Consider the following 23,825-nt stretch of genomic DNA (forward strand, 5'->3'; position numbering starts at 1 on the left):
AATACGTGCGGTAAGGTGAAGGGCTTGCTCGGTCACTTTGGAGAGGCATATCGGGGATCTGGGTGCGCAATGCCTTAGCTCTCTGAATCGAGGGCAGGACTCGCGGCAACAGTCTCATGAAGAGGTAGGCCTTTGTTATGCCAGCCCCCCTATCCCTATCTGTCACTACATCCCCCTCCCCTTATAGAATAGACCTTTGCAGAAGAGTAAAATCAATCAGTACTGGTACATCTTAGGAGTATAAGAAAGTCTCTGAATCCGTCTAAGAAGTGATAGGATGATCATGTGGTGGTCTTCCGCTATTTTTGCAGGCGAAGGAGATGGCAGGAGAGGTCCCTACTTCGATCTCTCACCCCTACCCCTATACATTAATATATAATGGACAAGATCCCTACTCCGCATATAGGACTAACCTCCGAGCAGGCACAAAAGAGCCGGCTACAACACGGCAGCAATGAGCTGACACCCCGCCCACGCACCTCACACTGGAAGCTTTTCCTCGAGAAATTCGAGGATCCCATCATCATCATCCTGCTCATCGCTATGGTACTCTCCCTCCTCTCTGCCAGCTATGAGTATTTTATCACCAAGACTGATCCCACAGGAGCTGGATTCTTTGAGCCTGTCGGAGTCTTCTTAGCGATACTACTTTCCACAGGCATAGCTTTCTATTTCGAGCTAAAGAGCGAGAAGGAGTTCGAGCTCCTGAGCCAGGTAGGCGACGAGGTGCGCTACAAGGTCATGCGCGATGGTGAGATCATACAGATCCCGAAGCGCGAGATCGTCGTCGGCGACCTGCTCTATCTGGAGACGGGGGAGGAGATCCCTGCCGATGCCAAGCTCCTTGAGGCTGTCACACTCTCGGTAGATGAGTCAACCCTCACGGGTGAGCCGATGACGATCAAGAGCGTACACCCTGACGATCAAGACAGCGAAGCCACTTACCCTACCGATTATATATGTCGTGGCACGACCATCCTCGAGGGACATGCCGTCTGTCGCGTACAGGTCGTCGGAGATGCGACCGAACAGGGGAAGATCTTTGAAGGTATCCAGATAGATGCCTCCGTAGATACTCCACTGAATCGGCAACTTGATCACCTCGGCAGTCTCATAGCCCGTATCAGCTATATCCTCGCGGCACTTGTCCTCGTAGGCAGCACCCTGATCTATGCTCTCGATGGGGGCTTTGCAGCTCCATGGGATGCTACACTCTCCTACTTCCTCGGAAAGATCATGCTCGCCGTGACAGTCATCGTCGTCGCTGTCCCCGAGGGGCTACCAATGAGTGTGAGTCTCTCTCTGGCCTATAGCATGCGTAGCATGATGCGTAGCAACAACCTCGTTCGCCGTATGCACGCCTGCGAGACGATGGGTGCTATCACCGTCATTTGCACCGACAAGACGGGGACGCTCACGGAGAATCGAATGCGCGTCGAGAGCTTCTTCAGCGAAGCCTCGACTGAGGCACAAAGCCTTCTCCCCGAAGCCGTAGCAGCCAACACAACCGCCTTCCTCAATACACACGACCGACAGCACCCCGAGGTCATGGGTAATCCTACCGAAGGAGCTCTTCTACTTTGGATACGAGAGCAAGCGTACGACTACCTCACCCTTCGTGACTCCGCCCCTATCATCCGACAGCTCCCCTTCTCGACAGAGCGCAAGTGCATGGCAACTTTAGTCCAGTCCGCAATGCTCGAAGGGAAGGCCGTACTCTATGTCAAGGGGGCACCAGAGATTCTGCTCAGCCTATGTAATCTTCCTACGGAGGTACGTACCCGCTACGAAGCCCAACTACAGCAGTATCAGTCACGCGCTATGCGAACGCTCGCTCTTGGCTACCACATAGTCGAGAGTCCGACAGATCAAGAGAAGCCTCTTGACGAGCTGATCCAAGAAGGACTACAGCTACAAGGCATCTTCGGCATCATGGATCCCGTGCGTAGCGAAGTGCCCGCGGCTATCCAGCAGTGCCGAGAGGCAGGTATCGGCGTGAAGATCATCACAGGGGATACCTCTGGCACGGCTAAAGAGATCGCCCGACAAATCGGCCTCTGGACGGATCGTTCTACGACCGATGAGATCATCACAGGAGCAGACTTTGAGGCTCTCACAGACGACGAAGCCAAGGAACTACTTACCCGCCTTAAGATCATGGCACGCGCACGCCCTATGGACAAGGAGCGCCTCGTACGCCTGCTACAAGAGTTGGGCGAAGTCGTGGCCGTCACCGGAGATGGAACCAACGATGCCCCAGCCCTCAATAGAGCACATGTCGGGCTGTCGATGGGCGACGGTACGGCGGTAGCTAAGGAAGCCAGCGATATCACCATCCTCGACAGCTCGTTTGCCAGCATCGCGCAGGCCGTACTATGGGGGCGCTCACTGTACCTGAATATCCAGCGCTTCATCCTATTCCAGATGACGATCAATGTCGTGGCATGCCTCACCGTCCTTATAGGTGCCTTCCTCGGCAAGGAGTCTCCCCTCACCGTAACACAGATGCTCTGGGTGAACCTCATCATGGATACCTTCGCGTCGCTGGCGCTGGCCTCCCTACCACCCAGCCCCCATCTCATGAAGGAGTGTCCACGCAAGGCCTCTGCTGGGATCATCACACCGCAGCTCGCACGACAGATATTCGGAGTCGGGGGCCTGTTCCTCCTTCTGCTCTTTGCTCTACATTATATGTTGGAGCACTTGGACCTCACGACGGGACAGTGGGTTGAAGGGAAGGAGCAACTTACGGCACTCGACCTATCCGTATTCTTCACCACCTTTGTCTTTCTTCAGCTGTGGAATATGTTCAACGCAAAGGCATTCCACTCGGGTCGCAGTGCATTCGCAGGCATGGATCGAGCGCGCTACTTCCTGCTGATCACAGCTGTCATCCTCGTAGGGCAGTTCTTAATTACTACCTTTGCGTATGATTTCTTCCAGATAGCTCCTCTCCCATTCAGCTACTGGATCGCACTCCTCATAGCCACTAGCCCAGTACTCTGGATCGGTGAGTTGGGGCGTCTCATCGCCCGCCTCACTGGACGGCTTCGTGCATAAGTAAGCAGATTGCAGTTCCTACTCCGATGATATGTAGTTCACTCCACCGCCCCCTGTGTGCCCTTCTCCTGGGAATAGGGCTTCTCACCTCCTCTTGTCAGCAGGGCGAGCAGCGGTCTACCCGACTCCAAATTGCCACGACGATAGCACCAGCAGCTCAGGTCATCACGGAGATCGCTGATAGCTTGGTTGCGGTGACGACACTACTCCCCCAGGGGAATAATCCAGAGAATTACGAGCCTACACCACAGGCCATCCAAGCACTCGCCTCCAGCACAGCCTACTTCTACATGGGTGATCTGGGCTTTGAGCGTAGCTGGGTGGAGCGTATCCATACGATGCAGCCAGCCCTGCAGCTCGTACGTCTCGATCAGGACTTGGTAGGGCCTGCACATCACCACAGCGGTAGCTCCGCTCATCTTCACGACCCACACTACTGGACAAGTGTACGCGGGCTTCAGTCTATGGGTAAGAGCATATACAACTCTCTCTGCCGTATTGATACGACGCACCGAGCACAGTATGATGCGGGTTACCAGCGCTTCGTCCATCGTCTGGAGCACGTAGAGCGGACGATAAAAGAGCAACTCTCCGATATACCCTCGCGTGCCTTCGTTATCTACCATCCGTCCCTCTCTGAGTTTGCAGAGGAGTATGGTCTCAAGCAGCTCGTCATCGAGCAAGATGGCAAGGAGCCTACGCCTCAGCATATACAAGCACTCATCGAAGAGGCTGGGAGGCTGGGCGTACGCGTGGTCTTCATCCAGCAGGAGTTTGACTCCAAGCTCATCGAGAGCATTGCGAAAGAGCTCGGCGCGCGTATGGTCGTCATCAACCCGCTGGGAGGGGACTGGGAGGAGCAACTTCTACTCATCACTCGTGCACTAAGCGATACCACCTCATCTATCCCTACAAGATGACCTCCCCTATGCAACCACTCTTAGAGCTACATAATGCGACCCTCGGCTATCCCGACAAGGTCGTACTTGAGCACCTCAACTGGTGCGTGCGTCGTGGTGAGCGCTGGGCTATCACGGGACCGAATGGCAGCGGTAAGACCACCCTCATGCGTACTCTGCTGGGGCTTATCCCGCTACAAGCTGGACAGCTCCTCCGCTATGACCGTGAGGGCCATACTACCGACCAGCTGGTCGCCAGCTACCTTCCACAGATCAATCAGATCGATCGCCACTTCCCCATCCACGTCCACGAGGTTATTGACTCTGGTCTCCCCCAAGGCACCACGAGGCGCGGTGTGCGTAGAGAGCAGGTAGAGAAGCTCGCAGAAGCCATCGGACTCACGCACCTCCTCCAACAACCCATCGGCAAGCTCAGCGGTGGTCAGCTCCAGCGAGCTCTGCTCGGTCGTGCGCTGGCATCTAATCCCGAGCTTCTGATCCTCGACGAGCCACTCAGCTTCCTTGACAAGTCTTATAAGGAAAGCTTCGAGTCGCTACTGGAGCAAGTCGTACGCCCCGAGACAACGATGCTCATGGTCACCCACGACCTCCACCAAGCCAAGTCCGAGTACTGGCAGACCCTTACCCTCGGACGCTTCGAATAGACTTATGAATAAGAAAGCCTATCCACTCGCTCTACTATCCCTCCTCACGGCTCTTCCCTCTGAAGCGCAGAGTGCAGCCGATACGCTCAGCTACACGACGGCAGCTATATATCGCCCCGACACGCTGAGCAATGCGCAGAAAACGAATCAACTCCTCCTACAGGGGGCGCTCAGTGCAGCGCCACTCGTAGGTATAGGAGTGATGCAGAATATTCACAACGAGCAGATACGCACGATACGCTACGGGCACTATCCTCACTTCCGTCACCACTACGATGACTACCTCCAGTTCGCCCCATTAGCAGCCCAACTTGGTCTACGCATTGCGGGTGTGGAGGGTACAAGTAAATCACCCTGGCAGGTGCTCACGGCTGATGCTGCCGCAACGGCTACGATGCTCGCTGTCACCTCGGCGATTAAGTACACCGCGCGTGTAAGACGCCCTGACGGATCGTCTCGAAACTCCTTCCCCTCAGGGCATACCGCTATGGCCTTTACCTCAGCGACGCTACTGAGCTTGGAGTATGGCGAGCGCTATCCATGGCTTCCTCCCGTAAGCTACGGACTCGCCTCTATCACTGGGCTGGGGCGAATTCTCAATAACCGCCACTGGATAGGTGATGTCGTCACGGGGGCTGGACTTGGCATCCTCTCAGGGCACATCGGCTACTGGATAAGCGACCGCCTCTTTGGCAGCACAGGACGTCAACTGAAGTACTACAATGAGGAGCCTACTCCTCACCTCCGTCTCTATGCCCCCATTACGCTAAGCGCTACCCCTTCGCAGGGTGAAGGTACATGGAGCCTCCAGGGGCGACATGCTGCGCTGGGCATCGAGTACACTCCCCCGCAGTGGCCTCTATACCTAAAGGGGAATGTGGGTCTATCGACCTTCCGTGGTCAGGAGGGAGGCGATGGTCTGGGACGCAGTGCTCAAGACCACTACCTATCCCTACGCTTAGGCCTCGGGCGTGACCTACGCCTATGGCGAGGCTTTCATATCTCGGCATCCGCCTCGGCTGCACTTCGTAAGCACGTAGGGCGGGCTACTACATTCCCCGCTAATGAGCCTGCGCTGTATATGCCCGCAAGCTCGGTGGGCATGGGTATCGAATTGGCGCCTCGCTGGCGCTTCACGAAGGAGCTTGGTCTGCGCCTACCCCTCGGGCTGGACTACTATCCTTCGTCCTATCACCTTACTACCCCTCAGCGGAGGTACGGACTCAGTCCCGTCTCGTTCTATGGGGGCACGGCACTGGAGGTCTACCTCTGATTCCTCCTCGCCCTTTACTCACTTACAATCCTATTATTCTATGAGTTGGTATTACCTCATGCCCGTGATCTTTGTCTTAGGGATCATCGGCATTGCTCTCGAAGAGCAAATCAAGATCAACAAGACCGCTACGGCTTTGCTCACAGCCGTCGTGCTTTGGGCCATTCTACTCATCGATACGGATATTGCCTCGGTGACAGAGGGCTTTCATAAGTTCCTCTCCTCCTGCGCTCTCTCGCCAGCCGAAGAGAGAGGCCTATCCGACTACCTCTCCCTCAAGCTCACCGAGCACCTCGGTGACGTCTCGAGCACGCTCTTCTTCGTCCTCAGCTCAATGGTCCTTGTGAATACGATCGACACCTACGGGGGCTTCAAGTCCGTGGCTAAGATCGTCGCTACGACGAATAAGCGTGCGCTGCTGTGGCGTGTAGCTATTGCCTCGTTCTTCTTCTCGGCGTTCCTGGACAACCTCGCTGCTGCGATCGTCATCATCGCTATCCTGCGTCGCCTTGTCCCCGACACCACGGACCGAATGAAGTATGCCTGTATCAGCATCATCGCCTGTAATGCAGGGGGCTCTTGGTCGCCTATCGGTGACGTGACGACCCTCTTGCTGTGGAACAACAGTCGTATCACGCCATACTATCAGATCTTCCACCTCGTCATCCCCGCCTTCGTGAACATGGTGGTCCCCACCCTTCTGGCGCACTACTTCCTCTTCAAGAAGAATGCTCAGCTGCGTGCCCTACCAGATGTCCCCGAAGACTCACTGGATGATATCCTCCCTCAGCACGCACGTATCATCGTCCTCGTCCTGGGGATCATCTCGCTGATGCTCGTACCTATCTGGCAGACCTTCTTCGATGTACCCGCCTTCATGGGGGTTATCTTTGGTCTGGTCATCGTGTGGATCTACACTGAGCTGATGTTCTTCCGCTTCAAGAAGCGCCTCGAGAATGCAACAGAGCTCCGTGTCACGACCCTCCTCAATCATGCTGACCTCACTACGATCTTCTACTTCCTCGGCATCCTGATGTCCGTGGCAGCACTGATCGAAGGCGGACAACTCGCCGCAGCCTCCACTCGCGTCACAGCCCTCATTCCCAATACGGGTCTGCTCGCTGCTATCATCGGGGTACTCTCCTCCATGCTTGACAACGTTGCCCTTGTGGCCGCTGTCCTCGGTATGTATCCGCTGGAGACATCGGGGGCGATCACACCCTTCGTCGTCAATGGCTCCTTCTGGGTCTTCCTTGCGTACTGTGCCGTCACAGGTGGTAGCCTGCTGATCATCGGTTCGGCGACAGGGGTGACAGTGATGGGGCTCGAAGGAATCAGCTTCGGCTACTACTTCAAGCGCTTCAGTCTGCTTGCTCTTGCTGGTTATATCTCTGGGGCTGTAGTCTACCAGCTCATCTCGCTCATCTTTTAGCTTCAATTTGCGCCCAAAAGCATACCATACACAGGGAGCGGGTGACCTTCTTCTCCAAGGGAAGAAGGTCACCCGCTCCCTCATTGTTTTTCATAGTATCATTATACATAGCATCAATGGCTCCATTTACCAATAGGATAACACGGCTAAGCAATTTCACTACCTTTGTCCTTAGATAATTTCTAATCACTCATTACATAATTCATTACCAAGAATAATGAAGAAGTTCATCCTCGCTGCAGCGTGTATCTTCGCGCTCGGCACCAGCCTCTCCGCCCAAAGCCCCACCAAGACGGACTCAGTAAAGAAGGAAGCTACAGCCAAATGCTGCTCAGGCAAGAGCAAGCAGTGTGACTGCAAAGCAGGTGCAGCCTGCTCGACACCCGAAGGAGCTAAGGTATGCGAAGCACACCACGCTGCAGTACAAGACTCGACAAAGTCCTGCTGCAAAGCTGAAGGCAAGCACTCGAAGGACAGCAAAAAATCTTGCTGTAAGCGCCAAGATATGACGAAGCAAGACTCCACGAAGTCTTGCTGTAAGAAGAAGTAAATCACTTCCACAGATCTATCTCTTCTAAGAAGAGGACGGCGCCCTGCCCGCACATCTGTGCGAGCAGGGCGTTTCCTTTTGGAATCGGGCAAGAGCTTGGCATCAGCCCTCTCCTATAGGCTATTCTGAAGCACATCCCTGAAGGGGTCGTATCAACCTATATTGGTCGATGGGCTGACCAATATAGGTCAGCCTGCGAAGCTATATAGGTCACAGCGTCGACCTATATAGGTCGGAGCAGCAAGCAATATAGGTTCACACCACTACAAGTACAAGGGGAAGAATATCAGATAGGAACGACATTCCGCTTCTTAGGGGACTATCTCACCGAAGCACCTACTTTTTCGTGGTAGAAACAGGCACGATATACCCCTCGCATTTTGATACGGAGCCGCTACACTCTTTACACTACGGAGGTGAAATAACAAGAAAAGGTTAACTTTGCAGGCGAAAATAGTGCCCCATCGGTGGGACGTGGATAGATTTGAGATGCTTGCAACCACGAGAAAAAAATGCTAAACCCGTCGTCCAGATAGAGCCAATACCTTAGCTCCCATCCCTTACGACAGACTTAGCGCTTCGACCTTGGTTGCCTCCCTAAAACAACTGAGGTCTTTTTGCATCCACCTAAGGGTACGAGACATATTTAACCAACCCATTCAACCAATATAAGATGAGTTATCTCTTCACCTCTGAGTCCGTCTCAGAAGGACATCCCGACAAAGTAGCCGACCAGATCTCGGACGCCATCCTTGACCACTTCATGGCTCTCGACCCGCACTCCAAGGTAGCGTGCGAGACGCTCGTCACGACGGGACAAGTCGTGCTGGCAGGCGAAGTCAAGAGCGACGCCTATGTAGAGCTGCAGGACATCGCGCGTGACGTCATCCGCGAGATCGGCTACAACAAGAGCGCTTACTGCTTCGATGCCGATAGCTGCGGTGTACTCTCAGCCATCCATGGGCAGAGTGCCGACATCAACCGCGGGGTTGAGCGCACCGCCCCCGAGGAGCAGGGTGCAGGTGACCAGGGTATCATGTTCGGCTATGCTTGCCGTGAGACTCCCTCTCTGATGCCTCTTACCCTCGATCTCTCCCATGCCCTCCTGGAGGAACTCGCTCGCATTCGCAAGGAAGAGCTTCACCTCATGCCCTACCTCCGCCCCGACGCTAAGAGCCAGGTGACGGTAGAGTACTCTGAGGAAGGTAAGCCCCTGCGTATCGACACGATCGTCATCAGCACCCAGCACGACGACTTCATCCAGCCTACTGATGCGACTGCCGAAGCGCAGGCTATCGCTGATGCAGAGATGCAGGCACGTATCACGGAGGATATCCGTCGCGTACTCCTGCCTCGTGTCTTAGCGCGCTACCCCGAGGATGTACAGCGTGCCTTCGACAGCGAGACGAAGCTCTTAGTCAACCCCACGGGTAAGTTCGTCATCGGCGGTCCTCACGGAGATACTGGTCTCACGGGGCGTAAGATCATCGTCGACACCTACGGAGGTAAGGCCGCCCATGGTGGTGGTGCCTTCTCTGGCAAGGACCCCTCTAAGGTAGACCGCTCTGCAGCCTATGCAGCTCGCCACATAGCGAAGAACCTCGTCGCTGCTGGCGTCGCTGACGAAGTACTCGTACAGCTCGCCTATGCTATCGGGGTCGCTGAGCCGATCAGCATCTTCGTCAACACCAATGGGACAAGCCACGTCTCTCTCAGCGATGCCGAGATCGCCAAGCTCGTAGACGAAGTCTTTGACCTCCGCCCCTATGCTATCGAGCAGCGCCTCAAGCTCCGTGCTCCTATCTATCGTGAGACAGCCAGCTACGGGCACTTCGGCCGCGAGCCTCGCAAGATCACGAAGTACTTCTCGACGAATAGCCGTGGCAATGTCGCCCACGAAGTCGAGCTCTTCACTTGGGAGAAGCTGGACTACGTAGACACGCTCCGCCAGCGCTTCGGTCTCTAATCCCCCTATTGACACCGCCTCGCCCCTCTCGCTACCACTTCAATCGTGGAGCAAGGAGCGAGGCGGTTCCGCTTTTTTAGCTATCTTTGCGTGCAAAGCAGAGCTAAAGAGGCCCTGCGTAGCATCACTAATCACGTCAATGATACTGAGGTCTTCGCTCCCCACGAGCGACACAAGATATAAGAAAGCCGTATGTCAAGCTCTGCTTGGTAGACGGCTTTTCTCTTTATAAAAGCCTCGAGCAATCCCTTCTACACTACATTCTCACAAAGTATCCATCCTATGCAAGACTACAAGAGAGCTACCCTAATCCTCGATGACGGCAGTCGCTTCGAGGGGTATTCCTTCGGCTACGAAGCCCCCGTAGCAGGCGAGGTTGTCTTCAACACCGCCATGACGGGCTACACCGAGAGCTTTACGGACCCCAGCTACCGAGGCCAGATCCTCGTGATGACCTATCCTCTCGTGGGCAACTACGGCGTCCCCTCTCCCAAGCACGATGAAAACGGTATAGCCTTCTTCCGCGAGAGCGATGAGATACATCCCTTGGGGATCATCGTCTCCGACTACTCCGAGGAGTACAGCCACTGGAACTCCGAGGGCTCACTCGGAGACTGGCTCCGCCGTGAGAAGGTCTTCGGTCTCACGGGCATTGATACGCGTGAGCTCGCTAAGACCCTTCGCGAAAAGGGCTCGATGAAGGGGAAGATTCTTCTCGAGGGCTGCGAAGATATCCCGTTTGATGACCCCAACGCACGTAACCTCGTAGCTGAAGCTTCTCCCAAGGAGGTCACGATCTATGGCAATGGACCTAAGAAGGTCGTGCTCGTAGACTGCGGTGCGAAGAACAATATTGTCCGCAACCTCATCCGTCCAGAGATCACGCTCTACCGCGTACCCTGGGACTATGATTTTAATCAGATTGATTTCGACGGGCTCTTCCTCTCGAATGGCCCTGGCGACCCCAATAAGTGTAGTGTCACCGTCGAGCACATCCGCAAGGCCTTCACTAAGGAGAAGCCCATCTGCGGGATCTGCATGGGCAATCAGCTCCTCGCTGCAGCTGCAGGAGCAAAGATTAGCAAGATGAAGTACGGACACCGTAGCCACAACCAGCCTGTACGCGAGGTAGGTACGAACCGCTGCTTCATCACCAGCCAAAATCACGGCTATGCCGTAGATGCCTCCACTCTCGGTGAGGGCTGGCGTGAGAAGTATGTCAACCTCAATGACGGCACGAACGAAGGGATCTGCCACGAGCGCCTGCCCTTCTTCTCTGCTCAGTTCCACCCCGAGGCCTGCAGTGGCCCGACCGATACGCTCTTCATCTTCGAGGAGTTCCTCAACCTGCTTTAATTACCCCTCCCAATAGCACGAGACAATGATCGACAAGAATAAGATACAGAAGGTACTGCTCCTCGGATCGGGAGCACTGAAGATCGGTGAAGCTGGTGAGTTCGACTACTCCGGCTCACAGGCACTCAAGGCCATGCGCGAAGAGGGGATACGCACCGTACTCGTCAACCCCAACATCGCCACGGTACAGACCTCCGAAGGCATTGCTGACGAGATCTACTTCCTCCCCGTCACCCCCTTCTTCATCGAGAAGGTCATCGAGAAGGAGCGCCCACAGGGCATCCTCCTTGCCTTCGGTGGACAGACAGCGCTCAACTGCGGTGTAGCGCTCCACCAGAGTGGCGTCCTTGAGAAGTACAACGTCGAGGTCCTGGGTACGCCCGTCGAGGCTATCATGAACACCGAAGACCGTGACCTCTTCGCTCGCAAGCTCGATGAGATCAGCGTCAAGACGATCCAGAGCCACGCCGTAGAGACTACCGAAGATGCACGCCGTGCAGCCCAAGAGCTGGGCTACCCCGTTATCATCCGTGCCGCCTACGCTCTCGGTGGCTTGGGTAGCGGCTTCTGCGACAACGAAGCTGAGCTTGACGAGCTATGTAGTAAGGCCTTCGCCTTCTCCCCTCAGGTCCTCGTAGAGAAGAGCCTCAAGGGATGGAAGGAAGTCGAGTACGAAGTCGTCCGTGACTGCTACGACAACTGTATCACCGTCTGTAATATGGAGAACTTCGACCCGCTCGGTATCCATACCGGTGAGAGTATCGTCGTCGCTCCCTCACAGACGCTGACAAATAACGAATACCATAAGCTCCGCGAGATCGCCATCCGCATCGTGCGCCACATCGGCATCGTCGGGGAGTGTAATGTGCAGTACGCTCTCGACCCCGAGAGCGAAGACTATCGCGTCATCGAGGTCAATGCACGCCTATCACGCTCCTCAGCCTTGGCCTCTAAGGCTACGGGCTATCCGCTGGCCTTCGTCGCGGCTAAGCTTGGCTTAGGCTACGGCCTCTTTGAGCTAAAGAACTCCGTGACGCGCACTACCCCCGCCTTCTTCGAGCCCGCACTGGACTATGTCGTGTGCAAGATCCCTCGCTGGGACTTAGGGAAGTTCCACGGCGTATCTCGCGAGCTCGGCAGTAGCATGAAGTCCGTCGGGGAAGTCATGGCTATCGGCCGCACCTTCGAGGAAGCGATGCAGAAGGGCCTGCGTATGATCGGCCAAGGTATGCACGGCTTCGTAGGCAACAATACGAAGGAGATCCCCGCTGACGAGCTGGATAAGGCTCTCAAGGCACCCACCGACACGCGTATCTTCGCCATCAGTCAGGCACTGCACTCTGGATATACTATCGAGCAAATCCATGCGCTGACGAAGATCGACTGCTGGTTCCTCGACAAGCTCCAGAGTATCGTCCGCACCTCCCAGCGCCTCGGCGAAGTAGCCGCTATAGACAAGCTCCCTTACGAGCTCCTGCTTCGCGCCAAGCGTCAGGGCTTCTCCGACTTCCAGATCGCACGCTTCGTCGTCGCAGATAAGGGCATGAAGGCTGGGGACAAGGAAGCCCTTGCCGTGCGCTCCCAGCGCAAGCAACTGGGCATCATCCCCGTCGTCAAGCAGATTGATACGCTTGCCGCCGAATATCCAGCAGAGACGAACTACCTCTACCTCACATATAGCGGCACGTACAGCGATATCAACTATGAGGGAGACGGACGCTCCGTCGTTGTCCTCGGCTCAGGTGCTTACCGCATCGGGAGCTCGGTAGAATTCGACTGGTGTGGCGTCAACGCCCTGCAGACGATCCGCGAGCAAGGCTACCGCTCGGTGATGATCAACTATAATCCCGAGACTGTCAGCACGGACTACGATATCACCGACCGTCTGTACTTCGATGAGCTGACCTTCGAGCGCGTACTTGACATCCTTGATCTGGAGACGCCACGCGGTGTCATCCTCTCTACGGGCGGACAGATCCCCAATAACCTCGCTCTCAAGCTCCACTCGCAGCGCATCCCCATCCTCGGGACGCAGGCTGAGGACATCGATAATGCAGAGGACCGCCACAAGTTCTCCGCCATGCTCGACGAGCTCGGCATCGACCAGCCCCGCTGGCAGGAGCTGACGAGCCTCTCGGATATCGACCAGTTCATCTCCGAGGTTGGCTTCCCCGTGCTGGTGCGTCCCAGCTACGTCCTTTCGGGGGCAGCGATGAATGTCTGCTCCAACCAAGAAGAGCTCTACCGCTTCCTCGAGCTAGCTGCCGATGTCTCGAAGGAGCACCCCGTCGTGGTAAGCCTGTTCATCGAGCACGCTAAGGAAGTCGAGATCGACGCCGTAGCCCAGCGTGGCGAGATCATCGCCTACGCCATCAGCGAGCATATCGAGTTCGCTGGGGTGCATTCGGGCGACGCGACGATTCAGTTCCCAGGTCAGAAGCTCTACGTCGAGACGGTACGCCGCATCAAGCGCATCAGCCGCCAGATCGCCGAAGCACTGCACATCTCGGGGCCATTCAACATCCAGTTCCTAGCTAAGGGCAACGAGATCAAGGTCATCGAATGTAACCTCCGCGCCTCACGCAGCTTCCCCTTCGTGAGCAAGGTGCTGAAGATTAACTTCATCGAGCTCGCCACGCGCATCATGCTCGGGCAGCGAGTCGAGAAGCCGAACAAGAGCGCCTTCGACCTCGACTATGTAGGGATCAAGGCGTCGCAGTTCTCCTTCGCTCGCCTGCAGAAGGCCGACCCTGTGCTCGGCGTCGACATGATGAGTACGGGTGAAGTCGGTTGCCTCGGTGACGACACCAACGAGGCCGTACTGAAGTCAATGCTCTCCGTCGGCTACCGCATCCCCGAGCGCTCCGTCCTCCTCTCCACGGGTGGCTACAAGCAGAAGGTCGACATGCTAGATGCAGCCCAGCTCCTGCACAACAAGGGCTATGCGCTCTACGCTACGCAGGGCACGCACGACATGCTGGCTGAGAACGGCATCCCCTCTACGCTGGTCTTCTGGCCTACCGACGAAGGGAAGCATCCCCAAGCCCTCGACCTGCTGCATGAGCGCAAGATCGACATGGTGGTGAACATCAACAAGAACCTCACCGCTGGCGAGCTCACCAACGGGTACCGTCTGCGTCGCGCGGCCATTGACCTCAACATCCCGCTGCTGACCAACGCTCGTCTGGCTTCGGCCTTCATCACCGCCTTCTGCACGCTCCCCATCGAGGATCTGCAGATCAAGAGCTGGGCCGAGTACAAGTAAGCGCAAGGCTCTCCCTAATAGCACATCCCCCTGGAGGCTCCTCAGAGCGCTTCAGGGGGATGGTCTTTCTGACTGGGAAGAGGCAGGCAAAAAAGGTGCAGTCATACCCGCAGAGAAGGCGCTGAATATGCGGCGATAAATCTCTGTGTGCACGGCGATAAAATTTCGCATATGCGGAAATATTTTTTTGTATATGCAGAAATTTATTTTCGTATATACGGAAATTTTCCTGCGTATATACAGATGTTTCCGCCCGCATATAGAGCGGGCAGTCTCCAAGCCTTGGGCACTCCGCCTCACCTTCTCTCACGCGATAAAGCGGCGGGCATGTGCTCGCTTTGCACACGCCTCAGCCCGACATCAGCCTACACTGCGAGATGCTCCGCGAATGATAGTATCTTTGCACAGTGAGTCCGCAGAGGCTTCACCGACTACAAGACAATCAAGCAACTTCAAGCTATGCGCATCCTGACCATCATACCCGCCCGCTACGCCTCGACCCGATTCCCTGGTAAACCCCTCGTAGATATCGGGGGCAAGCCTATGATCATCCGTGTCGTAGAGCGTGCCCTCGCTGTGTGCTCCGATGTCGTCGTCGCGACCGACGATAAGCGGATCTTCACCACGGTCACCGAGCAGGGCTACCGCGCCGTGATGACTTCGCCCGACCACCAGTCGGGCACCGAGCGCTGCCTCGAAGCCTACCAACTCCTCGCAGAGCCCGCAGATGTCTTGATCAATCTACAGGGAGATGAGCCCTTCATCGCCGACGAGCAGATCCGCCTCCTTATCTCGGCCTTCGACGATCCCTCGGTAGATCTGGCGACCTTGGCCCAGCCCTTCCCCTCCACGGCGACCAACGAAGAGCTGGCTAACCCGAACGCCGTCAAGCTCGTACGTAGCACCTCCACAGGCTATGCACTCTACTTTAGTCGCTCCGTCATCCCCTATCTCCGCTCAGTCGAAAGGCCTTGGGCAAAGGAACATACCTTCCTCAAGCACATCGGGCTCTACGCCTTCCGCACTCACGTCCTCCCGACGATACAGAGCCTTCCCGCCTCCCCGCTGGAGGAGAGCGAGCGTCTCGAGCAGCTCCGTTGGCTCGAGGCTGGGCTGCGCATCCGTGTCATGCTCTCTGACCAAGAGTCCATCGGCATCGATACGCCCGAAGACCTCAAGCGCCTTCCTCTCTAATCCCTCCCCATAGCCTCCTCCCGACCGTGATCGATCAGCAGACCCGACAGCGCATCCTCGACTCCGCACAGATCCTTGATGTCGTCAGCGACTTCATCAGCCTACGCCGCCAAGGAGTGAGCTACGTCGGGCTATGTCCCTTCCATAGCGATAGGAATCCCTCCTTCTACGTCAATCCCGCTAAGAACATCTGCAAGTGCTTCTCCTGTGGCGAAGGCGGTACGCCGCTGAACTTCATCATGAAGCACGAGCAGCTCTCCTATTCGGATGCGCTCAAGTACCTGGCGAAGAAGTACAATATCGAGGTCGTCGAGCGTGAAGAAAGTGAAGAGGAGAAGCAGCGCAATAGCGAGCGTGAGAGCCTCTTCATCATCAATGACTACGCAGCGAAGTACTTCCAGACGCAGCTTACCGAGACCGAGGAAGGGCGTACAGTGGGGCTTGCCTACTTCCGCGAGCGTGGTATCCGCCCTGAGACCATCGAGCGCTTCGGCCTCGGCTACGCCCCCGAGTCAAAGACTGCCTTCACGGAGCAAGCCATCAAGTCGGGCTATCCGCTGAAGCGCCTCGCCGAAGTCGGGCTATCCATCGAATATGAAGACCACCCCGGCAAGGCTATCGACCGCTTCCGTGGGCGCGTCATCTTCCCTGTGCGCAACCTCAGTGGGCGCTATGTTGCCTTCGGTGGACGCGTGATGAGTAAGACGGCTAAGACAGCCAAGTACGTCAACTCCCCCGAGAGCCTCATCTACTCAAAGAGCCGTGAGCTCTACGGCCTCTATTGGGCAAAGAGCGCGATCTCCAAGCTCGGCAAGTGCTATCTCGTCGAAGGCTACACCGACGTCCTATCCATGTATCAGGCGGGGATTGAGAACGTCGTCTCTTCTTCGGGTACAGCCCTCACGATCGATCAGATACGCCTTATCCGTCGCTTCACCACGACTATCACCGTGCTCTACGACGGCGATGCGGCGGGGATCAAGGCCGCTCTACGTGGTATTGACCTTCTGCTGGAGGAAGGCTTCCGCATCAAGGTCGTGCTCCTGCCCGATGGCGAAGACCCCGACTCCTTCGCACGTAGCCACAGCAATACCGAGCTGCAAGCCTATTTGGATGAGCACGAGACGGACTTCATCCACTTCAAGATCGACCTCTATCACGAGGAGATGGAGCGGGATCCCTTGCGCCGAGCTGAGCTAATATCCGACATCATGCGCAGCATCGCACTCATCCCTGACACCATCCAGCGTGCTGTGCTGATACAAAGCTCTTCGACAGCTCTGAGGATGAGCGAAGAACTCCTGCAGTCCGAGGTCAATAAGCTCCGACGCCAAGGTGTGACAGCTCAGGGCTTCACCTCTCCGCAGCGGACAGCGCCAGTCGCCCCCCCTACTCCATCAGCACCTATCCCTCCGTCCTTCACGGAGCCGACACCCTCCGAGCCAACTCCATCATCTGATAAATATCTCAGTCCGCTGGTCATCGAGGAAAGTATCAAGCCCTTCGAGCGTGAACTCATGCAGCTGCTCCTACTCTACAGCGACCGTGAGATCATCATCCCCCAGGGCTTAGGTACTCCAGAGTTCGAAGACGAGATTTATCCCGAGCAGGACTCTACTTTTATCCTCAGCTACTTCATCGAGCGCGAGCTCATCATGGTCGGCGCAGACCAAGAGTATTCCCCACTCTTTGCTCGCTTCATGGTTGAGCTTCGCAGTGAGTGCCTCGAGAAGCAGATCTCCCCTGCGACCTACTTTGCCAACCATCCAGAGGCGCCACTCCGAGAGATTACGACAGCTCTCCTTGCCGAGAGCGATCTCTTAGAATATCGCCCCGATCAAGATCTCCAGATAGGTGGTGCTGGGAGCTCCTTCTCCTCCCGTATCCTCAGCGAAGAGGAAGAGCGAGAAGAAGAAGCCCGCAAGGAAGCTCGCTACTTAGGCTCACTTGCCCTGCGCGCTTGCAATAGCTATAAGATGGCGCTCTTAGTGCGATTCATTGACGGGCTACATCAGGAGATCAAGCAAGCCCAGCGAGCAGGAGACAGCACAAAGATCCTCGAATGCATGACCGAGATCACGCGCCTCAATGTCCAGAAGCGTCGCCTCTCCGATCTCCTCGGTGAGCGCACGATCATAGGATAACTGCCCCACATCAAAGCGGCAAGGGCGAAGGCTTATGATAAGCCTTCGCCCTTGTTGTAGGAGCGCTTCGCGAGGAAGTTAGAGAGGATCTACATCGAAGTAGATCTGCAGACGCTTGCTCTCAGGCATGGATAGCCGTAGCTGCTGTAGTGCTGAAGCAAAGGCTGCTCGCTCCTCTCGGTACGACTGCTGGAAGGGACGACGTATGACGATCTGCCGCTGGTAGTAGCCTTCCAAGCGAGCCAAATCGGGAATCTGTGGATCCGTCACGCGCTCATTAGGGAGCAGTCCCTTGAGATACTGCGAGAGGACTAAGGCTGCAGAGGCCAGTAAGCGCTCATCCTTTCCTCTTAGCCAAAGGTGCGTTAGGCGAGTGAATGGCGGGAAGTTCGTCGCTTCACGCTCTGCGAGAACCTCGTTGATGAAGGCATCGTAGTCACCTACTTGCAGCGCCTTAATAAAGGCTTGCTCCGTACGACTCGTTTGGATCAAGTAGCGAGGGCAGTCTTCCCGAGGAGCACGGGAGCGAAGTCTAAGCTGATGGAGCAGCTGATAGGCACGCTCCTCCGAGCGAAAGTCTGGCACACCCAGGACGGCATCGAGCTGTACAACGGCGATCAAGCCAATACCCTCCCATATCGGTTGGTTGCGTATAAGCTGAGTACCCAAGAGGATCTCAGCACTTCCCGACTCGATCTGCTCGAGTAGCTCCATACGCTTCTTCTGCGATGAAAAGGTATCGCTGTCGATACGTAGCACTTCATAGGCGGGAAGCTTCTCCTTGAGCTCCTCTTCCACACGCTCGATACCATAACCTACTTGACGCAGCGCGGGACGAAGCCCAGACTTCATCGTGACCTCAATGGCTCCACAGCTCGGGCAAGCCTCGGGTAGCGCAGCTGTGTAACCACAGTAGTGGCAGAGAAGGGCTGCACGAGTGCGATGATAAGTAAGACTCACATCACAGTTCGGGCACAGCAGGCGGTTTTGGCAGGCATCACACGTCACATAGGGAGCGTAGCCTCGACGATTCTGCAGGAGGAGCACCTTCTTTCCTCGAGCTATCGTGGTGCGAATCTCTTCGAGAAGGTAGGGCGTCAGCGTATGTCCCCACTCGACCTCACGTAGCTGCCGTAGGCGCTTGAGATCAATGGGCTCAATGGTGGGTAAGACCTGCTGGGATTGCGAAGTAGTCTCCGCAGAGAAAGGCTCGGGACGTAGCAGCTGGTACTTCCCACGCAGGGCATGGAAGAGTACTTCTGCCGAGGGAGTAAGGGAAGTAAGGAGCACTTGAGCCCCTGATTGGTGCGCTCGCCAGAGAGCAACATCGCGAGCATGATAGCGTGGAGCTACGAGCTGTTGCTTATAAAGATATTCCTGCTCCTCGTCAATGATAACCAGAGATAAGCGAGGAAGCGGCACATATATAGCCGAACGTGTCCCCACGACAAGGGCAGGGCCGTCGAGCTTAGAGAGACGAAGGTACGTCTCTACTCGCACCGCCTCACCGATGAGACTATGATAGGGATAGTAATTGGCTCCTGCGATCTCGGCAAGTCGCTGCATAAATCCAGCTGCCGACGGGACCGAATGCACCGAAGACGTTAGATAGAGCACCTGACCACCACGAGCCAGCGTCGCTATGATCTGCCCCAAGATATAGCGTTCTTTATCCTCTGCCGTATGCCCATAATAGAGTGTCACGGGATGGGTCAATGGCTCTACATCTGCAATAGAGGATTCTCTGCTTGAAGGCTCCACTGCTCGCAGTCGGCTTACAGGCTCTAAGACCTGCTCCAAGATGCCTTTCTCAATGAGAGCACGTAGTTGTGCTTCGCTCTTTGGTACAGATTCGAGCAAGACGGAGCGGTGTAAGGCGCCTGAATGATCTTGTCCCGTCTCCCGAAGTGCCTCAAGGAAGGCCATCAATAGCTCTGCTTGCCGTGGCGCACGGTTAAGTCCATCGAAGAGAGTAGAGAGAGCTCCCTCATCTTCTTGATATTCGGGGGCAAGGCGAAGATAGCGGGCGAGCTTCGGACGATAGCGTGGCTGGAGCGCCTCCTCAGTATGTACCGCTCCCAACTCAATGAGATGGAGGAGCGGGCGAGTAAGTCTTCGGCCGACAAGTCGCTCTAGTTGCTCCGTCGTCATCGCCCCCTTCTCGGCAAGTGTATCTAAGATCAGCAGCTCCGCAGGAGGAAGTGTGCCTTCCGCCTCAAAGCCTTCCACAAGCGAAAGCATCGTCTTGCTCTCGGGAAGTAGCCCTGAGGGGAGCGCATCTCGAAGGATGGAGCCCAGCGGACAAGCATAATAGTATGCCATCCATTCCCATTGCTTCAGCGTAGCTTCGGGGATGATCGGAGTAGCATCAAGGATTTGCTCGACCTCCTTACAAGCGGTTACCTCCGCCTCCTTATCCATAGAGAAGACCACCCCCGTATAGTATCGCTTGCCACCAAAAGGCACAACGACACGACAACCCACGCTGAATCCAGGTGCTTCACTAATAAGCACCTCGGGAACTGCATAGCTAAATAGCCCGTCTAAGGCTAAGGGGATGATGACCTCTACTCGGATCATAAAGTAAGCTTAAGTGAAGAGGAGAGCTCGGTGAGTGCAGCGATGAGAAGATCATTCTCCTCGGGGCGCTGTGCTGCAATACGTATCGTGGGGGAAGAGTAGCCAAAGTTCGTCGCATCACGAACCAAAAGCCCGTAGCGCTGCGCTAAGATCTCTTTCAGCTCGGCTCCACTTCCTATCGCTGGATGAGTACAACGCACAAGGAAGAAGTGCGTATCTGTCGGCTGAGGATCGAAGTATGGGAGCGACTTGATAGCATTCCATATACGCTCACTCTCTACAAAAAGCTGACGTCGGTCCAGTAGGTGCGGGAAGTCATTACGGACGATCCATTCTCCTGCTGAGATGGCGAGCGATCCAACCGACCACGGCGCAGCATATTCGCTTAGTCGGTCAATGACCTCACTGTACGCCATCACGTATCCCAAGCGCAATCCCGGCATAGCATATCGCTTGGTCAGAGAAGCGACAAAGATGACGTTGGGGAAACGCTGTATGGTTTCTTTGGGATCAGGAAGAGCAGCCTCCGTGAAGTAGCTATACGAACTATCGATGACGAAGTAGATCTGCGGGTAGCGACTCCAAAGTGCCTCTAAGAAGTCCTGCGAATAGACTTGCCCGGTGGGATTATTCGGTGAGCAAAGCCAATAGACTCCCGCAGGAGTATCTTGACCGGGCTCGAAAGTCTCCAGCTCCCACTGCTCACGTGCAAAGAGTCTTCCCGCATCTCTGTATTCACTGAAGGTCGGATCAGGGCTATAATAATGTACAAGCTCTCGATAAGCCTGTGCGATGAGGTAGATCCCTTCGGTCGCACCACTTGTCACGAGCACCTCGTCATCAGCTAAGCCGTGATGCTTCGCAAGGGATTTCCCAAGCGAAGCGGCAGTAGGCTCGGGGTACGAACCAATACGATCAATCTCTCCTCTGAGGTGTTCCCGCAGCGAAGTGGGGTCCGTGAGGCTCGTTACGTTCGAGCTGAAGTTCGCACGTATCCGCTCATAGCGGTGGAGGTCATCGCCGTGTCCGTCTCTCATCGCTCAAGTAGCTGATAGATTCGCTCCAGATCGACGTGCTGGCGGAGATGTTCGGCGAGCTTGTCGTACTGAGTTTCCTTGAAGGTGGCATAGTCTCGCCCCGCAGCTTGCTCATGAAGGCGCTCAGCGAAGGGCTGAAGTAGTCGCTCGATAAAGATCTCATTGTCGAGAATGCCGTGCAGGTAGGTACCCATGCAATGATCTCCGACGCAGTAGCCCTCAAGACGGCCATCAGACATCTTGACTAAGGGCGAGACGTCGAAGCCATCTACGACACGGCTTCTCCCCATATGGATCTCGTAGCCACTACAGGGGACGTCACTACCTATAAGAGTGAAGGTCGCTTGTGTAGTGACCTTCTCAGCAGCCATCTCCGTGGCGATCGGGAGCAAGCCCAAGCCTGGCAGACGAGTCAAGTCACCCTCTACCCCATCTGGGTCGTAAACCTCTTGACCTAAGATCTGATACCCGCCACAAATACCGAGGATCATCTTCCCTGCACGATGAGCGCGGATGATAGCTTGAGCTACTCCATTGCGGCGCAGCTCATAGAGGTCCGAGAGCGTACTCTTACTCCCAGGCACAATGATGATATCTGCCTGCTGCAGCTCCTCTACATTGTTCGTATAGAAGAGATGAACGCGCTCATCTTGCTCGAGGCGCGCGAAGTCGGTGTAGTTGGATATGTAGCGAAGGAGTACGACTGCCACGTTGACCTTCCCCTGCTGAGCGGAGAAAGCACGCTTGGAGAGCGCGACGGAGTCCTCTTCTTCGATGTGCACGTCATTCATGTACGGGACGACTCCAAGTACAGGCACACCGCAAAGCGACTCCAGAAGCTGGCGCCCTTCGTCGAAAAGACGCAGGTCACCGCGGAACTTATTGATGATGACTCCTACGATCAGCTCCCGCCACTCAGACTTCTGCAGCATGATCGAGCCATAGACTGAGGCAAAGACTCCTCCACGATCGATGTCGGCGACAAGGATTACCCGAGCGCCAGCATACGCAGCCATCGGCATATTCACAATGTCCGAGTCCTGGAGGTTCAGCTCGGAGATACTCCCTGCACCTTCGAGTACGATGGGGTTGTAGCGAGAAGCCAAGCGATCAAAGGCAGCATGTACTTCGCCACGAAGCTCACCGCGCCCCACGGTACGGAAGTATTGGTACGCATCTTTATTGCCGATGGGGCGCCCATGCAGGATGACCTGGGACGTCTTATCTGAGCTGGGCTTGAGAAGCACAGGATTCATGTCCGTATGACAAGGGATACCTGCGGCCTCAGCTTGCACAGCTTGCGCACGGCCCAACTCTAATCCCTCGGGCGTAACGAAGGAGTTTAGAGCCATGTTCTGCGCTTTGAACGGTGCAGGTCTGTAGCCATCTTGCTTGAAGATGCGACAAAATCCGGCCGTGAGGATGCTCTTCCCCACGTCACTTCCTGTACCGACGAGCATCAGCGGTGCCAGTCGTTTGCTCTCGATCTTATCCATTATTCAGCGGGGGCTGGCTGCTTTTTCTTGCGCTTGTAGCTGAAGGCCTGCCAGCGATCTTCAGGCCAGCCCTGCTGGTGCATCTCCCATTTGGCCGAGACGAAGAGCCAGTCGCTCATTCGATTGACCCAAGGGATCAGCCCCTCGGGAAGTGGATCCAATCGCTCCAAGGTCCATAAGCGGCGCTCGGCACGTCGTGCGACGGTACGCGCCAGCTGCATTTCGGCCGAGAGGATCGTGCCGCCAGGGAGGATGAAGAAGCCATTCTCTGGGATATCAGCCATCAGGCGCGCCGTCTCAGCCTCCAACTCCTCGACCCACTGCAGGTCAAAGTGGTTGGGATTCTCTTCGCGGCGCTCGCTACGTGTAGCGATAAGGCTCATGGCTTGCATGATGCGCATCTGCACTTCGCCGAAGAAGCGGTGACGGGGATCTTCAGTAGGGATGTGGGCTCTTATCAATCCAAGGTGAGCATTAAGTTCGTCCATCGCACCGTTGGCTTCGATACGTGGATCATCTTTGGGGACTCGCTCGCCACCGAATATTCCGGTGGTTCCCTTGTCTCCGGTTTTGGTCATTATTCTTGCCATTACTTGTCGTGTAAGCTTGAGGTTGGGCGGATATCGCCCCGACAAAAATAGCGCAATTCCACCGTATAGCATGTGTGCGAAGGCATTCATCAAGCGAGCAGAAGAAACACTACTCACGCCCGCTCCTCGAAGCACCTTCGAAGCGAAGCAAAAGCCGTTCATTCGCCCTTTAATTGACCCATCTCTCCCCCCTCCAATGACCCGCCCCCAAAAACACCTCTACTTTCTCTCAGAAATACCTCTACTTTTCAATGAAAATACCTCTCTTTCTGGAGGAAGTAGAGTAACATTCGGAGAGAAGTAATATAACTTCTATCG

At 55.7% G+C, this 23,825-nt stretch carries 15 protein-coding genes; 11 read left to right on the forward strand and 4 right to left on the reverse strand.

The features are described from left to right. Positions 1-378 precede the first annotated feature (378 nt). From HMPREF1323_RS05665 to dnaG, 11 genes are all read left to right on the forward strand, one after another. Positions 379-3,060, forward strand: a complete 2,682-nt coding sequence (locus HMPREF1323_RS05665) for a calcium-translocating P-type ATPase, PMCA-type (RefSeq protein ID WP_009751917.1) — start codon at positions 379-381, stop codon at positions 3,058-3,060. Positions 3,061-3,086: 26 nt separating this feature from the next. Further along, a complete protein-coding gene (locus tag HMPREF1323_RS05670) occupies positions 3,087-3,980 on the forward strand; it encodes a metal ABC transporter solute-binding protein, Zn/Mn family (RefSeq protein WP_009433132.1) in 894 nt (297 codons plus the stop codon). Positions 3,981-3,988: 8 nt separating this feature from the next. Then, entirely contained in the window at positions 3,989-4,624 is a 636-nt protein-coding gene (locus HMPREF1323_RS05675; protein ID WP_009433068.1) for a metal ABC transporter ATP-binding protein, read from the forward strand. A gap of 4 nt (positions 4,625-4,628) precedes the next feature. Then, a complete protein-coding gene (locus HMPREF1323_RS09010; RefSeq protein ID WP_009433087.1) occupies positions 4,629-5,897 on the forward strand; it encodes a phosphatase PAP2 family protein in 1,269 nt (422 codons plus the stop codon). 40 nt (positions 5,898-5,937) lie between these two features. Then, positions 5,938-7,329 carry a sodium:proton antiporter NhaD gene (gene nhaD, locus HMPREF1323_RS05685; protein ID WP_009432907.1) on the forward strand — a complete coding sequence of 464 codons (1,392 nt, stop codon included), beginning with the start codon at positions 5,938-5,940 and terminating at the stop codon, positions 7,327-7,329. A gap of 217 nt (positions 7,330-7,546) precedes the next feature. Beyond that, positions 7,547-7,879: a hypothetical protein gene (locus HMPREF1323_RS05690; protein WP_009433017.1), complete on the forward strand. Its 333-nt coding sequence runs from the start codon at positions 7,547-7,549 to the stop codon at positions 7,877-7,879. 673 nt (positions 7,880-8,552) lie between these two features. Further along, on the forward strand, positions 8,553-9,845 hold the full coding sequence (metK, locus tag HMPREF1323_RS05695; protein ID WP_009433077.1) for a methionine adenosyltransferase: 1,293 nt from the start codon (positions 8,553-8,555) through the stop codon (positions 9,843-9,845). 282 nt (positions 9,846-10,127) lie between these two features. Continuing rightward, the gene (gene carA / locus HMPREF1323_RS05700; protein WP_009432882.1) at positions 10,128-11,201 is read left to right on the forward strand and encodes a glutamine-hydrolyzing carbamoyl-phosphate synthase small subunit; all 1,074 of its coding nucleotides are present in this window, start codon (positions 10,128-10,130) and stop codon (positions 11,199-11,201) included. A 25-nt stretch (positions 11,202-11,226) separates the two neighbouring features. Then, positions 11,227-14,466 carry a carbamoyl-phosphate synthase (glutamine-hydrolyzing) large subunit gene (carB, locus tag HMPREF1323_RS05705; RefSeq protein ID WP_009433057.1) on the forward strand — a complete coding sequence of 1,080 codons (3,240 nt, stop codon included), beginning with the start codon at positions 11,227-11,229 and terminating at the stop codon, positions 14,464-14,466. Positions 14,467-14,925: 459 nt separating this feature from the next. Further along, positions 14,926-15,660 (forward strand): 3-deoxy-manno-octulosonate cytidylyltransferase, encoded by a 735-nt coding sequence (kdsB, locus tag HMPREF1323_RS05710; RefSeq protein WP_009432937.1) that lies wholly within the window; start codon positions 14,926-14,928, stop codon positions 15,658-15,660. A gap of 26 nt (positions 15,661-15,686) precedes the next feature. Beyond that, positions 15,687-17,804, forward strand: a complete 2,118-nt coding sequence (gene dnaG, locus HMPREF1323_RS05715) for a DNA primase (protein WP_009433121.1) — start codon at positions 15,687-15,689, stop codon at positions 17,802-17,804. Between the two features lie 78 nt (positions 17,805-17,882). Here dnaG and priA read toward each other — a convergent pair whose 3' ends face one another. From priA to HMPREF1323_RS05735, 4 genes are read right to left on the reverse strand one after another with little or no spacing between them, the layout of a single operon-like run. Continuing rightward, complete coding sequence (gene priA / locus HMPREF1323_RS05720; RefSeq protein ID WP_009433041.1) at positions 17,883-20,384, reverse strand: replication restart helicase PriA; 2,502 nt, start codon at positions 20,382-20,384, stop codon at positions 17,883-17,885. Beyond that, positions 20,381-21,421 (reverse strand): aminotransferase class I/II-fold pyridoxal phosphate-dependent enzyme, encoded by a 1,041-nt coding sequence (locus tag HMPREF1323_RS05725; protein WP_009433198.1) that lies wholly within the window; start codon positions 21,419-21,421, stop codon positions 20,381-20,383. The genes priA and HMPREF1323_RS05725 overlap by 4 nt, the downstream gene beginning before the upstream one ends. Continuing rightward, entirely contained in the window at positions 21,418-22,917 is a 1,500-nt protein-coding gene (locus tag HMPREF1323_RS05730) for a cobyric acid synthase (RefSeq protein WP_009433146.1), read from the reverse strand. The genes HMPREF1323_RS05725 and HMPREF1323_RS05730 overlap by 4 nt, the downstream gene beginning before the upstream one ends. Continuing rightward, complete coding sequence (locus tag HMPREF1323_RS05735) at positions 22,917-23,507, reverse strand: cob(I)yrinic acid a,c-diamide adenosyltransferase (RefSeq protein WP_044124084.1); 591 nt, start codon at positions 23,505-23,507, stop codon at positions 22,917-22,919. The genes HMPREF1323_RS05730 and HMPREF1323_RS05735 overlap by 1 nt, the downstream gene beginning before the upstream one ends. Between the last annotated feature and the right edge of the window lie 318 nt (positions 23,508-23,825).

Origin of the sequence: Porphyromonas sp. oral taxon 279 str. F0450, assembly GCF_000292995.1 — a bacterium.
Lineage (GTDB): Bacteria > Bacteroidota > Bacteroidia > Bacteroidales > Porphyromonadaceae > Porphyromonas > Porphyromonas pasteri.